The sequence below is a fragment of the Thermochromatium tepidum ATCC 43061 genome, from assembly GCF_009664085.1.
Lineage (GTDB): Bacteria > Pseudomonadota > Gammaproteobacteria > Chromatiales > Chromatiaceae > Thermochromatium > Thermochromatium tepidum.
Genome location: NZ_CP039268.1, coordinates 2,693,088 through 2,707,547 on the forward strand (window position 1 = coordinate 2,693,088; position 14,460 = coordinate 2,707,547).

The following is a 14,460-nucleotide window of genomic DNA, read 5'->3' on the forward strand; positions in this document are numbered from 1 at the left end:
AACCCTAATCGCGGAAGTTGTTGAACTGTAACGGTAGACCCCAGTCACCGCCACGCAGGAGCGCGATGACCTCCTGGAGATCGTCGCGCTTCTTGCCGGTGACGCGGAGCTGATCGCCCTGGATCTGGACCTGCACCTTGATCTTGCTCGCCTTGACGGCCTTGACCAGTGCCTTGGCGGTGTCTGAGTCGACGCCCTGCTTGAGCCGGATCTCCTGACGTGCACGGCTCAGATTGGTCACGGGTTCGCCGGGATCAAGGCTCGCCAGGTCGATTCCGCGTTTGACCAGCTTCTGGCGCAGGATATCCATCATCTGCTGGAGGTGGAACTCCTGCTCGCCATTGAGCAGGATCCTGTCGTCGCTCAGATCGAAACTGGCTTTGACACCCTTAAAATCGAAGCGGGTACCGATCTCGCGATTGGACTGATCGACCGCGTTGCGCACCTCTTGCAGATCGATCTCGGAGACGACATCGAAGGAAGGCATGACCGGTACACCCTCGGTAGGGCGGTGTAAAGTGACGGATGACTTGAATGTTAACCCATTCGGAGGGGTTGTGGTGTCCTGGGATTGGGGTGCTTTTGGTCTTCAGCCGTCAGCCACGGGGGTGATGGCGAGCATGGAGCTGTTTGAGCCGTTCGCGCGCCACATGGGTATAGATCTGGGTGGTCGAGAGATCGCTATGACCAAGCAGCATCTGCACCACGCGCAGATCTGCGCCATGATTGAGCAGATGGGTGGCGAAGGCGTGGCGCAGGGTATGGGGCGAGAGCGGCTTGCGGATCCCGGCCTGGATGGCATAGCGCTTGATGAGCTGCCAGAAGGCTTGGCGGGTCATGCAGTCGCTACGGCGGGTCGGAAACAGGAAGTCGCTGACCCGTCCGCCGAGGATGTCGAGCCGCGGACCGCGCGTATAGTCGCGCAACCAGTCGCAGGCGTCCTCACCGAGCGGGACCAGGCGTTCCTTGCCACCCTTACCGAGGATGCGCACCACGCCCTGGGTCAGATTCACCTGACCAGGGGTGAGGTTGACCAGTTCGCTCACGCGCAGACCGCTGGCGTAGAGCACCTCCAGCATGGTGCGGTCGCGATGGCCGCGTGCGTCTTCGGTGTCCGGTGCGTTGAGCAGGGCCTCGACCTCGGCCTCACTCAGACTCTTGGGCAAGGGGCGCCCGAGTTTGGGTGCCTCGACACGGGCACTGGGATCGGCCTCGATCAGGCCGCGCCGGCGCAGATACTGATAGAACTGGCGCAGACAGGAAAGCAGACGGGCACTGGATCGCGGGTTGCGGCCCTGCTGGGCGAGCCGGGTCAGATAGTCGAGCAGATCGGCGCGCTCGGCCTCGAGCAGTGCACGTCCGCGCTCCTCACTCAGCCACTGGGCAAAGGCACGCAGATCGGATTGATAGGCCGCGAGCGTGTTCTGGCTTAGGCCGCGCTCCAGCCAGAGCGCGTCGGCGAAACCTTCGATCAGTGTTCGGTCGTCCATCCGGTCTTCAGGGCGGGCGTCGGCCCGAGCGTGCTGTCGGTCGGCGTTGAATACCGTAAAACGCCCTCGTGTTCCAGCAGCCAGCGCTTGATGGCAAGCCGCCGGCCCGTCCGGTCTCCGGCGAAGCCGCCTAGCCCATGCCGACCGACGACCCGATGACAGGGCACCACGATGGGACAGGGATTGGCGCGACAGGCCTGCCCGACGGCGCGCGCCGCACTGCCGAGTTCGCGGGCGATCTCGCCATAGGTGCATGTCTGGCCGACGGGAATGGTGCGCAACAGCGCCCACACCCGTTGCTGAAACCGGGTTCCGTTCAATTCCAGCGGCAGATCAAAGGGGGTGTCGGGCGCGCTGAAATAGGCCTCGAGTCGGCGCGTGATCGAGGGTGGCGGCTCACATCCTGAGGGTGGTGGGTGATGGGTTGGTGGCGGGTCCAGATCGATGCCGGTCAGGACATCGCCCCGCCAATGCAGACCCAACCAACCCAGCGGCGTCTCGATCAGACATTGGGCATCGTCGGATGTCATCTCGCTCTCCCGCGCGTCGATGGCGCTCGGCATCAGGGATCATCGGTAATAGGGTCGACGGACGGGTATACTGGCCTCAGAATCGGTGTCCCGATCCAGTCTCACTGGCCATGATCCATGGCCGCCATACCAAACACGAGACATCGCCCGATGAACGAACGCTTTTGGGAAACCACGCCCCTGAACGAACTGACCGCCGAGCAATGGGAGTCGCTCTGCGACGGCTGCGGTAAGTGCTGTCTGGAGAAGTTCGAAGACGAGGAGACCGGCAACATCGTCTACTCGCGCGTGGCCTGCGCCCTGCTCGATCTGGAGACCTGCCGCTGCCGTCGCTACGCCGAGCGCGCCCGGTACATGCCCGATTGCGTGACCCTCGTCCCCCAGGTGCTGGTCTGGCCCAACTGGCTGCCGGAGACCTGCGCCTATCGGCTCCTGGCCGAGGGCAAACCGCTGCCGAGCTGGCATCCGCTCATCAGCGGCGATCCGGACTCGGTCCTGGAGGCCGGTCAGAGCGTACGTGGGCGGGTCATCGGACCTGAGACGGGCGAGGATCCACTCATGAACCTCATCGACTGGATTCGTTAGCCTTATAGTCGCGCGCTTCAACCCGACTCCAGGACGCGCGTCAGCAGGGCCATCTCGCCGACGGGTTCAGGCACTGGAATACGCACCCGCCAGCCTGAGCCGGGCGCGACCTCCAGCGGCTCGCCGCTCGGGGTCGTGAGCTGCTCCAGCCGGAAGATCCGCTTCCCGTTCGGTGTCATCAGCTCCAGGGTATCACCGAGCGCGAATCGGTTCCTGACCTCGACCTCAACCCAGCCCGGCGCGGCATCCCTCAGGTCGCCGATGAAGATCCGGCGCTGATGGCGCGAGGTGCCATCGCCATAGTTCTGGGTCTCGTCCGGGGCATGGCGACGATAAAAGCCCTCGGTATAGCCGCGATTGGCCAGTCCCTCTAGATCGCGCTTGAGTTCGGGCCTGAAGGGGCGACCGGCCAGGGCATCGTCGATGGCAGCGCGATAGGCCTGAGTGGCGCGTGCGACATAGTAGTGCGACTTGGTGCGCCGTTCCATCAGACTTACTCATTCCTGTTCACACAGGAACAAAGCTGACTTCCTGCTTCGCAGAGGCCGGTTTCGCCTTGAGCGTGCCCAAGGCCAGAGCCCACCTCTCCACAGGCTGTCACCGAGCAATCAGCTTGTCGCTGAAAGGGCTGGCAGCCGCCAACCGAACTCTCGGCCACTTTTTCAGATTGATCGCCGCGTTCACATCGCGGTCGTGGATACTTCCGCAATCCGGACACGTCCACTCACGCACCGACAGCGTCTGAGGACACACCCCTAAGAACTCGGCGGCCTCTTGGAGGCATGACCATCTTGCGGACATGCAGATATTACAACATTCTCGCAAAAAAGTTCAACTATTAACGAAACTGGTCGAGCCCCTCGATCTTGAGACAGTCGATCCCCATGGCCACCAAGCGCTCGACATGCTCGATGGCGCACAGATCGCGTGAATTGAGGATATAGGTGCCGTGCTCGTCCTCGAAGATCGGCATGTAATCGCCGGGGCGTTTGGACTCTTCCAGCAGATAGACCGACTCGGCGGCCGGATGACGCTGTGCCGGCGCGGTCTTGGCCCCGACATCCGCCTTACCCAGACGATACTCCCAGCGGCAGGCGTTGGTGCAGGCACCCTGGTTGGCGTCGCGATGATTGAAATACCCCGAGAGCAGACAGCGCCCTGAATAGGCGATGCAAAGCGCGCCATGGACGAAGACTTCGAGTTCCATGTCGGGACAGGCGTCCCGGATCTCGGCGATCTCTGCCAGGGATAGCTCACGCGAGAGGATGACACGCTTGAGCCCCTGCCGCTGCCAGAAGCGCACGGCGGCGGCGTTGACCGTGTTGGCCTGCACCGAGAGATGGATCGGCAGATCGGGCCAGTGCTCGCGTGCGAGCAGGATCAGGCCCGGATCGGCCATGATCAGCCCGTCTAGCTCCAGTTCGACGATGGGCCGCAGGTCGTCGATGAAGGTCTTGAGCTTGGCCCCGTGCGGCATGAGATTGGCGGCCAGATAGAGTCGTTTGCCCTGTTGGTGGGCCCGCTCGATCCCAGTGGCCAGATTGGCCAGATCGAAGTCGTTGTTGCGCACGCGCAGACTGTAGCGTGGCACGCCGGCATAGACGGCATCGGCTCCATAGGCGAGCGCATAACTCAGATTGCGGAGTGTTCCGGCTGGGGACAGGAGTTCGGGGGTCTTTCGGGGAGTCGGAGTCAAGTTGGTGCTTGGCCTGTGGTGTGGTGCGAGATGGCCGTCATCACGGCCATGTCCGCAGTACGCTACGAAGACTATTGAAGGTGGCCCATCAAGACCCTCGGGCCAAAAGGCTGCCACACGCCTCGAGCGGTCCGTGAACGATAGGACGCTTTCAAGCCCTGGCCCTGTATGGAGGTAGATCTCGGCAAAGCGGGTCGGCGGGTTTTTTAGGGGCGCCGTAAGGCGCGATCGTCGCACCCATCCCTGCCTCAACCACCGCCCCCATCGCGGCTAAAGCCGCTCCTACGGGAGGAGCCCTCATCCCCATCCGTCTCCCTCCGGCGGGAGAAGGGCTTGCTCAGGCTGCCCTGATATCCTAATCATGACCAGTCTATTTTTAAGGGCCTGGTTAATAGGGCCGGATAATAATATCAGCGTAATTCCACCTCGACCCTCAGCCGTTCATCACCACCAAAGCGGCGCGGACGCAGCACCTCGACCTCGGTCTTGGTACCAGGTGCGGCATCAAGCAGGGCGAGACGGATGTCCGCATAGCTTGCGATCGGCTGTCCACCGACCCGGACGAGGCGATCGCCGGTTTGCAGACCCGCCGTTTGCGCGCCGCTGTCTTCGGCAAAGCCATCGATCACCATCCCGCCCTCGGGCGCCGGCTGGCCGAGCAGTATGCCGAGTTTGCCCGTGGGCGGCAGTTCGACCGGATCCGGATAGAGGAAGAAGTCGGCGACACGCGGATCCGGTGTGCGCCCCTGGCCATCGAGCAGCGTGGCCATAGGGACCGGCAGGCGGCGGGCGAGCCGCTTGGGGATACCCTGACCGTATTCGATGTGGCCGTCGCCGCTGATCACGACCAGCGTGCGTTCGGGGTGCTCGGCCAGGTAGCGCGCGGCACGCTCGGCCATGCCCTCGTCCCAGAGGAGCTGGACCTCTAGGAAATGCTCGAAGTCGCGCCGCTGCTCGGGTGGATGGCGATCGAAGACGGCTTTCAGCCGGAGGCGGTAATCCAGGTCCGAACGATCGATTTCGGGCAGACGCGCGCGCTCGGACTCGCTCAGGCTTGCGATGCCGCCGTCGCCGACCCGGCGTGTGAGCTCGGATTCGAGATTGAGCGCAATCAGCGGGACCCGATGGGCACGCGCCAGACGCAGGATGGGACGATAGAGCCGGTAGTCGAAGCGCCAGCGGTCGAAATACTGGGTGCGACGCAGCAGCTCGGCCTCGTCGATCTCACCGACGACATAGGCGTCGAGCGCCGGCTGATAGGGCTGCTGGAACATCTCCATCCCGATCGCCACCGAGCGACCACGCGCCAGCAGACCTTCGATGATGGCCGCCTGGTTGAGATGATCGGCGTAGCGGTCGTGCTGCTCGCCGACGAAGATCACGCGTTTGTCGTCCAGACGCTCGATCAGCGCATCCATGTCGGTCAGATGCGCGCTCTCCAGCACCCGTGTCGGGTTGCCCTGGAGTGACGACATGGGCAACTCACCGGCCAGGGTCAGGTTGCCCGCCATCACGAGGATGAACGCCCACGTCAGTCTGTCATGGATTCGATGCAACATGCGCTACCCCTTTGGGATGTAACAGGATTCAGACCGACGCCGATCTATCCAGCGCCTCCAGATAGGCCCGTGCGCTGCGCATCCATTCGTACTCGGCCACGGCGGCGCGCAATTCGGACGCCGGGGGCGGATGGTCCAGTGTCTCGCGCATCGCCGCGGTCAGCGCCGCGACATCGCCCACCGGCACCAGCGGCCCATGACGCCCGCCGGCCAGGATCTCGGACGGACCGCTCGGGCAATCAGTCGCAACCGCCGGCACACCGAGTGCCAGTGCCTCGGTGAGCACGTTCGGCGAGCCCTCCCAGACCGATGAAAGCACGAACAAGGCCGCGCGTGCCAGATAGGCCGGAAGCTGGGTCTGGAATCCCGGCAGGGCGACATCGGCGTCCAGTCCCAGTTCGGCGATCAGCGCCTCCAGTCTTCTGCGCCCCCCGCCCTCACCCAGGATCATCAGCCGACAGTCGCGCTCGGCCCGGAGACGGGCGAAGGCACGGATCAGGGTCGGGAAGTCCTTCTGGCGCTGAAACCGCCCTGCACCCATGATGACTGGCGGCTGTCCAGGCGCCAGCCATGGATGTGGGCAGGGGGCGGCGGCGGCTTCGTAGAGATTCGGCGTGATGACCGGATTGCGGATGACCCGGATCCGCGTGCGCGGGATCCGGGCGAGGCGCGCCGTGTCCTCGGCCACACCCTCGGAGACGGCGACGATGCTGTCGAGCGCCGGATAGAGCCGGCGGATCGGCCAGTAGCGCAGCCAGCGCTCGAAGGCACCACGCTCGGCCATGGCGGTCGAGAGGTTGGTCCCGAGTCGCAGCACCAGCCGCGTATCTACGCCGCTCAGGGCGCGTGCCAGCACGGCAGCGCGTCCGGCGCGATCCTTGGCTGCCAGAAGGGCGCGCGGTCGGCGCGCGCGCAGATAACCGGCCAGCTCGGGCACGGCCAGCAACGTCTGGCGCGCGTGCAGTCGCACCCGCTCGACCGCTTCCGGACAGTGTGCCAGATGCGGACTCTCGTCACGGATCAACACCAGCTCCACCCGCTCGCCTAGCGCGACGAAACCCTGCAACAGATGGATCAGCATCCGCTCGACCCCGCCTGCGCCCGAGAAGGAGGCGAAGACGGCGATCGGGCGCTGGTCGCTTGATGAGTCCTGAGCGGGCATGAGGTAGCCTGTGGCACGTTTTCCACATGTCGCGCCTGTCCAAGAGACGCGCTATGCTCTCCAGTCAGGGCGCTACGTGGTGCTGGATTCCGGTGAGACATCATAAACCACAGCCGGTCTGCCGAACGCAGTTTGGTGTGAATTGGCGCACGAATCCAGTCCTTGGTCTAACCTTGGGATCACCTGCTCCCGCGATTCACCGAAACCCATGCCTGGGTGTCTCAAAAACAGGAGCCTTGTGATGGACAGAAACACGCTGACCGGGAGATTGATCCCGATCCTCTTGCTGGTTGTCTCAGGGGCCGTGTCAGCGGCTGAGGTTCAGCTGCAACCACCAGGCGTCGCCAACCAGGCGTCATCCACCCCAATATCGACGGTGACGGCACAACAGCTCAGAGGTCGCCTGGGGCTTGCACCATCCTCGGCCGCCGCCACGCTCGCACTGACCGATGAGGACAAAAAGCGCCTGAGCCTGAATGCCGAGGCCGCTGTCTCGGGCAAGCCCTTCATGGTGGGGGCCGTCAAGCCGATCGACATCGCCATCGATCTCAAGCCCATCGATGTCAAGTCCATGGGCGATCAGACCTACTCCTTTGCCAAGGGCCTCGTGCGCGTCGCCGAGGGTAAACTCAACTGGGTCATGCGTCTGGATACCGTCGATTCCAGCGGAACGCGGCTGCTCCTAGACAACATCCAGCTACCGAAGGGCGCCAAGATCCATCTCTATAACGACGCCGGCGACCTGCACAGCTATGCGAACGTCGGTGAGCGCCTATGGACGCACACCTTCACCGGTGATCAACTCTATCTCCAGGTCGAGGTCGCCGAAGAGGATTCGGACGCTGTGCGCTTTACCATCGCCTCGGCCATGCTGCGCTATCCATTGCCACCTGAGTTCTGTCCTAATGCCCCCTGCATCCAGGATGCCTCCTGTGCCACGGCCACCGACTGGCCTGAGATCGACAAGGTGCGCAAGGCGGTCGCCTACATCAACTTCATTGAGGATGGCTGGGGCTATGCCTGTAGCGCTGGGTTGTTGGCCGATACCGACCCGAACACCACCATCCCCTATCTCCTCACGGCCGATCACTGTGTGAATGATCCAGATGTCGCGGCCACGGTCGAGGCCTGGTTCGATTACCGGACACCAGACTGCAATCTTGGCTGTCAACCGGTGCCGCCTGGTACCTTCACCACCCTGGGTGCGACCCTGATCCAGAACTCGTCTGTCGATGATCATAGTCTCCTGCTCCTCGATGAGCCGCCGCCTGCCGATGCCTGGTATCTGGGCTGGACCAGCACGCCCGTGGCCTGGTCCAATGGGGCCATGCTCTTTCGCCTGAGTCATCCCAGGCGCGCACCGCAGTCCTTCTCAACCCATCAAGTCGACAGCGGGATCGATCCAATCCAGTACTGCGCTGCCACGACCCTGCCGCGCGGTGCCTATATCTTCAGCCGCAATGTCGTCGGCGCGGTCGAGCCGGGCAGCAGTGGTGCCCCGCTGTTGACGGCCAGCGGGCAGGTCGTCGGTCAGGCCTATGGGGTCTGTGGCTTCAACATCGACGACTTCTGTGATTCGGTCTCCAACGTCACGGTCGACGGCGCCTTTGCCAATTACTATCAATGGGTGAAGCCCTGGCTGGATCCGGATATGAACAATCTGCCGCTCAGCGTCCACAAGATCGGTGGCGGTGATGGGCGCGTCACGGCGATCGCCGTCCGCGCGGCCGATGACACGCCGCCGGCGACCCAGCCCGATCCCCCCTCGGGTCCGGTGGAGTCCCAGCCCGAATGGCCCTGGCAGGCACGGCTGACCATCAGCACCTGGCGTTTGAATGGCGACTGGACCTGCGGTGGCTCGGTGGTCCATCCCAACTGGATCCTGACTGCGGCCCATTGCGTGGTCGATGACATCGATGGGCGCTTCACCACGGTTGCGCCCTCGGCGATCGAGGTGCGCACCGGCTCCAGCCGACCCGATTGCGGTGGCCAGGTATCCAAGGTCAAGCGGATCGTCAAGCATCCCAAGTTCGATCCCGTCACGGGCGACAGCGACATTGCGCTGCTGGAGCTCAAGGAACCGGTCTGGGCCGAGCCGATCCGCCCCGTCACCTGTGAACGCGAGGAGGCGCTCGCCTGCATCAATACGCGCGGCCTGATCACGGGCTGGGGAAAGGCCGAGATGTGCGAGGCGTCCGGTTATTCGATGACCGTGCTCAAGGGTCAGGAGGCCAGGATCGTCAGCCCCAACGACTGCCGGCAGTATGAAGGGGACGATAGAAACATCCGCATCACCAGCAACATGATCTGCGCACGTTCGACGCCCGCCAATGGCGCCTGTCAACTGGAAGACGGTAGCCCGCTGGTGGTGAGCAACAAGCGCGGCGGCTATGTGCAGGCGGGGATCGTGAGTTGGTCGCGTCCCAATCAGGGCACACTGATCAATCGGATGACCGATCCCAATGATTACACAGATAGGATCAACGATTGCACCCTCTTGACGGATGACCGCGCCGTCTATACGCGCCTGGCCAACTATGTCGACTGGATGGAGACGACCACAGGGCTTGATTTCAGCTCGGACGTGGGGCCGGGCGTGATCGACTGTGGCGGTGTCTGCGTCGGTCGCTATGCCAAGGACACGCGCGTGACCCTGATCGCCCAACCGGATCATGGATCATTCTTCGACGGTTGGCAGGGGGCCTGTAGCGGCAAGGACACTACCTGTGAGGTCAGTATGACCCAGGCCCAGAGCGTCAAGGCGCTGTTTAGACCCATGCAGCCGCGTTCGCTGTGTGCGGCTTGCACGCCCTGATCGGGGATCGCCGGCTGGGCGAGCGCGGATCTCTTGCTCAGCCGGTGGTTTGAAATAAGCTCGCGCTTAGCGCGCACTCGACGGCGAGACAACCGTCACCCGGCCCTCGCGCCTCTGCGGGGCTCGCACGGCTCGCAACGCAACCGACCGGGCTTTGGGGTCGTCGTCGGGCGTCCTGCCCTCCTTCAAGGGGCGCGTCCGGGCACAGGCGGCAGGAATTCGCGCAGGCGTCGCGGCTCCAGCCCAAGCCGCTCGGCATAGATGATCCGGTAGCTTAAGACACGCTCGACATAGTGGCGCGTCTCAGCAAAGGGGATGAGCGCGATCCAGAGATCGGCGTCCATACAGGTCTCGGGCAACCAACCATCGACACGCGCTGGACCGGCATTGTAGGCCGCCGTGGCCAGGGCCGCATGGCCGAAACGGTCTCGCATCCGGGTCAGATAGGCACTGCCAAGCCGGATATTGAGCACTGGATTGAGCAGATCCCAGCGCGAGGGTCGGGCAAGACCCAGTTCAGTGGCCAGTTGTGCAGCGGTCTTCGGCATCAGCTGCATCAGGCCGAGCGCCCCCGCCGGCGAGGCGATGGCATGGTCGAACACGCTCTCCTGACGCATCACAGCCTGGATCCACTCTGGCTCGATCCCGACCTGCCAGGACTCTTCGGCGGCTAGATCGCGATAGGCGAGCGGAAAGCGGATCTCCAGATCGTCCCAATAGCCTGAGCGGGCGAGCATGGCGATGGCCTGATCGTGCCAGCCGCGATCGTGCGCCAGCCGGGCGGCGGCCATGAGTCCTGTCGCGTCCAACCGACCGGCCAGCGTGCGCCATTCGCGCCGGACATCGACCTCGCGCCTGAGCTGGTCGAGCGCGAGGATGCGTCGATAGGCCGGTTCCTGGGCCAGGGTCTGGATCTGCTCGGGCGCAACCCGCACCGGGCGGTGTTCGAGATTGTAGGGCCGATCCAGACGATCAGCCGCCATAAAGCCCCAAAAGCTGCGCTCACGTGCCGCCTCGGTCAGGGTCGCCTGGGCCACCTCGGCCTGCCCAAGGAGCTTTTGGGCCACGCCCAGCCAATAGAGCCAACGCTCGCGCTTGATCTCACACTCAGGCATCCGCTCGATCCATTTGGCCACCCAGTCCCAGGCGCGGAGGCTGATGGCCATGCGCAGACGACGTTCCTGCTCGGGCAGATTGTCTGCATTTGGCGCGATGGCATCCCAGTAGAGCAACCCCAGGCGATCGCCAGATTCGGCCAGCGCACGTCCGACCGCGCCATAGGCCCGCTCCCGGGCACGCGGGTCCTCGTCTAGGATTGGTTCGAGCCGTTGCAAGGCCGCAACCACAGGCGCTGGATCGCGCCCGCCTGCACGCTGCCCGCGGGCCGGCTGCATCATGGTCGCGATCCCGTGCGCGAGGATGGCGGCGCGCATCGGATGGGACCCCTCAGGCGGGTCCTCGCTGAGGACGCGCTCGGGCGTGCGATCGACCCTGAGCCAGAGCTCTAACCAGGGCCGCTCGGACTCGGGTAGTTGCCGACCGATATAACGCGCCAGCCCTGGGTGACCGGCCTCCAGGGCCAGCCGGACGCGCGCCCAGATCAGATCCGTGGTCAGCCGTCCCGCCTTGATCCAGTGCTCGAACACAGGGTCACACTCCTTAGGCTGTGACCGGCCCACTAACCAGATCGGTTCGACCTTAGACAGCGCCTCCTCGGCGCGCCCGGTCTCGATCAGTGCGCGCAGAAAAAGACAATGGCGCTCGATCGAGTCATCCGGACGATAGAGACGCGCATAGTCTGTCCAGCGTCCGGCCTTGGCCAGCCGACCTAGATAGATCGGACGCAACCGTTCGGCCAGCGGGGTATCTGGATAGTCGGAGAGGAAGGACTCGAGGCTTGAGTCCGGCGTCTGGTCCAGATCGCGTGTCAGCTCCATGAAGACCAGATAGGGATAAAGCGGATCTTCGCGCAGACCCTCAGCCAGGGTCCAAAAGGTCTCCAGGTCGCCGCCTTTGAGGGCCGACTCGGCGGCGAGAAAATCCGTGCGGGCGTCGGCGCGGATCTCCAGGGCCAGGGTGCAGGAGACGGCGAACAGCGTAAGGGTTAGGATGGCGGAAGGGCGTGCGGACACAACAATCGCCTCGACAATGACGGACTCATCGATTTGGCCCCTTGAAGGAACCTCTTACATGCGAACGATTATTGTAGTCAGCCTTTCATTTCTGGTCGGTGTCTGCATCGGCGCCTTCCTGGCACTTGGTTTCGTTTTGGGACTGGGGGCGGCGAGTGGGATGCTGATGGGGGCCTAGGCCGGGGTCATGGCATCAATCGCAGACACATTCGATCTTGAGTTCGAGTGCCGGGTCGATCGCCTTCCAGGCCCGATCGGCGGTGAGCGCGGTCGCGTTCAGGCGTTGGGCGAGCGCAAGGCAAGCTCGATCGCCAAGCGAGAGGCCCAGGTGGCGGGTGGACGCGCGCAGGACGCCGGTGGCGAGGGCAAGATCGGCGTCGAAATCCACGGCCTCGATGTCGAAACCGTCCAGAACGATCTCCACATCCGCTCGTGTCATGCCCTGATCGGCACATTTGCTCGCAAACTCGGCCAGATTGACCGACGACATGAAGCACGAGTCGCCCAGCAACGCCGACTCGATGCGAGCTGCACCGGTCTCGCCATAGACTTTGGCCAGCAGGGCCGAGGTGTCGAGCACGTAGCTCACGTGTCGCCGTCCTCGCGTGCCGCTTCGGCGCGCCGTTCGGCAATGAATTCATCGACCAGGGAGCGCCCGGGTTGCGGCGGACAAAATTTCTGGAAATACCTGACCGCCGCTTCCATGCGTGCGCGCTTGGTCGTCAACACGAACTCGCCATCGCGCAGTTCGCCCACGAGCGTTTCACCTTCCGACACACCCAGTGCCCGGCGTACTTCTGCAGGCACGACAACACGGCCGCCTTCTGACATTTTTATTGAATACATGAACAATCATCCATACCCGTATTGATCTGGCAACTTACCCACTGTCTGTCTGATAGACAAGCGTGCGGATGGTGAATTCCCGTTCCATCAGACTTAATCTGCTCAGGCATAAACGAATCTGACGTCCTGCTTCACTGAGGCCGGTTTCGCCGTTGTCTTGCGACAACGGCCAGCCCCTTCCACTCCACGGGCGTGACGTCCGGCAAAACGCGCCGGAGGCGCCGTCGGGACGGCTAGACCATCCGGAAGGGGGTTCCTGGCCGCCTTCAGATCTCGATCTTGGCTTGTACCGCAGACCGGGCAGACCCAGGCGCGCACCGAGCGCGGCAGCCTCTCTATGCCGGTCCTTGACCATGCCGGGCAGCTTCAGGTCCTCGATCGCGAGGATGAAACCTCCGCCTGAGCTCAGACCTGAGCCTGTGCAGGGCACCCTGGCGGATGTTGGCGAGTCGGGCATGGCGCCGGGCGAGCCGGATCGCCGCCGTTCTGCGGCGGGCTAAGCCCTTCTTTCGGCGCGACAGCCGACGCAGGCGAGACAGCAGATGTGGATCGCGCCTTACGGCGCTCCTACCCCAACCACGCCTCCCGTCGGAGCGGCTTTAGCCGCGATTGGGGCGGTTGATGCGGGGATGGGTGTTACGATCGCGCCTTACGGCGCCCCTAACAAACCCGCCGACCCGCTTCGTCGAGATCCACCTTGACAGGGTCAGGGTTCGAAATCGTTCTAGCGTTCACGCCTTCCAGTAAAGACCGCTCGATGCGTGTTGCAGCCTTCTTGCCCGATGGTCTTCATAGACCCTCCGCAAGGAAACCCGCGACTTGAGTCGCGGGAGGAATGGCGGGTGCGCGAAGCGCACCATGTGGTGTATAAGACAGTGTGGTCTCCGGGCGCACGCCGACTGCAACGCCAGTCGAAACCTGGCCCGGATTGGCAGCGGAGCCCCGCTACCAAGGGCGGCTGTAAACACGCCCAATGTTGGGGATGTGGTCAACCATGTTTGCTGCGTCTCACAATAAAGCCTTCGACTTCAGTCGAGGGTTGTTTACGGTCAACCTTATAAATCAGCGTCTACCTCGGGCACGCGAGGCGTGCCCTGTCTTTTGGAATCACATCCGTGTGGCTATTCTGAAGGGTCTTAGTTGTTCTTGGCGCCCTGATTGATCCAACGCTCGATGACGACGAGCTCAGCAGACGGCAAGGGATCCTTGCGGTGCGGCATCCGGATGGATGGATCCACCTCTCCGGCCACCAGACGGTAGAGACTGCTCGACAGGGCGTCTCCTGGAACAACCACGGGGCCGAACCTGGTGCCCTTCATCACGCTGTCGTAGGACTCGACCAGGAAGCCGCTAGCGGCATGGCCCTGGCCATTGGTCAGGTGACACTCGACACAATGCTTCTTGAGAATGGGCTGGACATCCCTGGCGAAGCTCACTTCACCGGAGTGCTTGCAACCACTGAGGGCCACCAGGATGAGGGGCAATCCAACGGCAAAACGGGACAGGTGTTTGTTCATCTTCGATATCTCGTTGTTATAGGACAAAGAACGACTTGAGGTGCAAGCCGATCAGCACTCGGCTCAGTCGACGGCACGACCGCTTTTCAAGACCCACGACATTCATGTGGAGGGCATGGTCGCTGACG

14 protein-coding genes and 1 pseudogene are annotated in these 14,460 nt (G+C 63.4%); 2 read left to right on the forward strand and 13 right to left on the reverse strand.

Translation table 11 applies throughout. The annotated features are described in order from the left end of the window. Positions 1-4: 4 nt before the first annotated feature. From E6P07_RS12490 to E6P07_RS12500, 3 genes are all read right to left on the reverse strand, one after another. Positions 5-487, reverse strand: coding sequence for a YajQ family cyclic di-GMP-binding protein (locus tag E6P07_RS12490; RefSeq protein ID WP_153975911.1), 483 nt, complete (start codon positions 485-487; stop codon positions 5-7). A gap of 109 nt (positions 488-596) precedes the next feature. Continuing rightward, entirely contained in the window at positions 597-1,490 is an 894-nt protein-coding gene (gene xerD, locus E6P07_RS12495) for a site-specific tyrosine recombinase XerD (protein WP_153975912.1), read from the reverse strand. Next, on the reverse strand, positions 1,472-2,053 hold the full coding sequence (locus E6P07_RS12500; protein WP_246172851.1) for a methylated-DNA--[protein]-cysteine S-methyltransferase: 582 nt from the start codon (positions 2,051-2,053) through the stop codon (positions 1,472-1,474). Before E6P07_RS12500 ends, xerD begins: the two co-directional genes overlap by 19 nt. A gap of 117 nt (positions 2,054-2,170) precedes the next feature. Between E6P07_RS12500 and E6P07_RS12505 the strand changes: the two genes are divergently transcribed. Beyond that, on the forward strand, positions 2,171-2,605 hold the full coding sequence (locus tag E6P07_RS12505; protein WP_153975913.1) for a YcgN family cysteine cluster protein: 435 nt from the start codon (positions 2,171-2,173) through the stop codon (positions 2,603-2,605). Positions 2,606-2,622: 17 nt separating this feature from the next. Here the strand turns inward: E6P07_RS12505 and E6P07_RS12510 are convergent, their stop codons facing one another. From E6P07_RS12510 to E6P07_RS12530, 5 genes and pseudogenes are all read right to left on the reverse strand, one after another. Next, a complete protein-coding gene (locus tag E6P07_RS12510) occupies positions 2,623-3,093 on the reverse strand; it encodes a U32 family peptidase C-terminal domain-containing protein (RefSeq protein ID WP_246172852.1) in 471 nt (156 codons plus the stop codon). Positions 3,094-3,202: 109 nt separating this feature from the next. After that, complete coding sequence (locus E6P07_RS14245; RefSeq protein WP_425505137.1) at positions 3,203-3,406, reverse strand: zinc ribbon domain-containing protein; 204 nt, start codon at positions 3,404-3,406, stop codon at positions 3,203-3,205. 55 nt (positions 3,407-3,461) lie between these two features. Further along, a pseudogene (locus E6P07_RS12520) lies at positions 3,462-4,301 on the reverse strand (U32 family peptidase); the annotation flags it as partial. Between the two features lie 410 nt (positions 4,302-4,711). Then, the gene (locus E6P07_RS12525) at positions 4,712-5,860 is read right to left on the reverse strand and encodes a ChaN family lipoprotein (protein WP_153975914.1); all 1,149 of its coding nucleotides are present in this window, start codon (positions 5,858-5,860) and stop codon (positions 4,712-4,714) included. 28 nt (positions 5,861-5,888) lie between these two features. Further along, positions 5,889-7,022, reverse strand: a complete 1,134-nt coding sequence (locus E6P07_RS12530; protein ID WP_153975915.1) for a glycosyltransferase — start codon at positions 7,020-7,022, stop codon at positions 5,889-5,891. A gap of 241 nt (positions 7,023-7,263) precedes the next feature. Here E6P07_RS12530 and E6P07_RS12535 point away from each other — a divergent pair, with 241 nt between their 5' ends. Next, on the forward strand, positions 7,264-9,837 hold the full coding sequence (locus tag E6P07_RS12535) for a trypsin-like serine protease (protein ID WP_162008643.1): 2,574 nt from the start codon (positions 7,264-7,266) through the stop codon (positions 9,835-9,837). Between the two features lie 185 nt (positions 9,838-10,022). Here the strand turns inward: E6P07_RS12535 and E6P07_RS12540 are convergent, their stop codons facing one another. The 5 genes from E6P07_RS12540 to E6P07_RS12555 all read right to left on the reverse strand — a co-directional run bounded on the left by E6P07_RS12540 (position 10,023) and on the right by E6P07_RS12555 (position 14,332). Continuing rightward, the gene (locus E6P07_RS12540; RefSeq protein WP_246172853.1) at positions 10,023-11,969 is read right to left on the reverse strand and encodes a transglycosylase SLT domain-containing protein; all 1,947 of its coding nucleotides are present in this window, start codon (positions 11,967-11,969) and stop codon (positions 10,023-10,025) included. A 193-nt stretch (positions 11,970-12,162) separates the two neighbouring features. Next, on the reverse strand, positions 12,163-12,558 hold the full coding sequence (locus E6P07_RS12545) for a type II toxin-antitoxin system VapC family toxin (protein ID WP_162008644.1): 396 nt from the start codon (positions 12,556-12,558) through the stop codon (positions 12,163-12,165). After that, complete coding sequence (locus E6P07_RS12550; RefSeq protein WP_153975918.1) at positions 12,555-12,815, reverse strand: AbrB/MazE/SpoVT family DNA-binding domain-containing protein; 261 nt, start codon at positions 12,813-12,815, stop codon at positions 12,555-12,557. Before E6P07_RS12550 ends, E6P07_RS12545 begins: the two co-directional genes overlap by 4 nt. Positions 12,816-12,917: 102 nt before the next feature. Beyond that, positions 12,918-13,154 (reverse strand): hypothetical protein, encoded by a 237-nt coding sequence (locus tag E6P07_RS14250; RefSeq protein WP_425505167.1) that lies wholly within the window; start codon positions 13,152-13,154, stop codon positions 12,918-12,920. A 797-nt stretch (positions 13,155-13,951) separates the two neighbouring features. Continuing rightward, a complete protein-coding gene (locus tag E6P07_RS12555; RefSeq protein ID WP_153975919.1) occupies positions 13,952-14,332 on the reverse strand; it encodes a c-type cytochrome domain-containing protein in 381 nt (126 codons plus the stop codon). Between the last annotated feature and the right edge of the window lie 128 nt (positions 14,333-14,460).

Excerpts from the sequence above, each read along its gene's own strand:
- E6P07_RS12490 (WP_153975911.1), bottom strand. The coding sequence starts at position 487 with ATGCCTTCCTTCGATGTCGTCTCCGAGATCGATCTGCAAGAGGTGCGC.
- xerD (WP_153975912.1), bottom strand. The coding sequence starts at position 1,490 with ATGGACGACCGAACACTGATCGAAGGTTTCGCCGACGCGCTCTGGCTG.
- E6P07_RS12500 (WP_246172851.1), bottom strand. The coding sequence starts at position 2,053 with ATGCCGAGCGCCATCGACGCGCGGGAGAGCGAGATGACATCCGACGAT.
- E6P07_RS12505 (WP_153975913.1), top strand. The coding sequence starts at position 2,171 with ATGAACGAACGCTTTTGGGAAACCACGCCCCTGAACGAACTGACCGCC.
- E6P07_RS12510 (WP_246172852.1), bottom strand. The coding sequence starts at position 3,093 with ATGGAACGGCGCACCAAGTCGCACTACTATGTCGCACGCGCCACTCAG.
- E6P07_RS14245 (WP_425505137.1), bottom strand. The coding sequence starts at position 3,406 with ATGTCCGCAAGATGGTCATGCCTCCAAGAGGCCGCCGAGTTCTTAGGG.
- E6P07_RS12525 (WP_153975914.1), bottom strand. The coding sequence starts at position 5,860 with ATGTTGCATCGAATCCATGACAGACTGACGTGGGCGTTCATCCTCGTG.
- E6P07_RS12530 (WP_153975915.1), bottom strand. The coding sequence starts at position 7,022 with ATGCCCGCTCAGGACTCATCAAGCGACCAGCGCCCGATCGCCGTCTTC.
- E6P07_RS12535 (WP_162008643.1), top strand. The coding sequence starts at position 7,264 with ATGGACAGAAACACGCTGACCGGGAGATTGATCCCGATCCTCTTGCTG.
- E6P07_RS12550 (WP_153975918.1), bottom strand. The coding sequence starts at position 12,815 with ATGTATTCAATAAAAATGTCAGAAGGCGGCCGTGTTGTCGTGCCTGCA.
- E6P07_RS12555 (WP_153975919.1), bottom strand. The coding sequence starts at position 14,332 with ATGAACAAACACCTGTCCCGTTTTGCCGTTGGATTGCCCCTCATCCTG.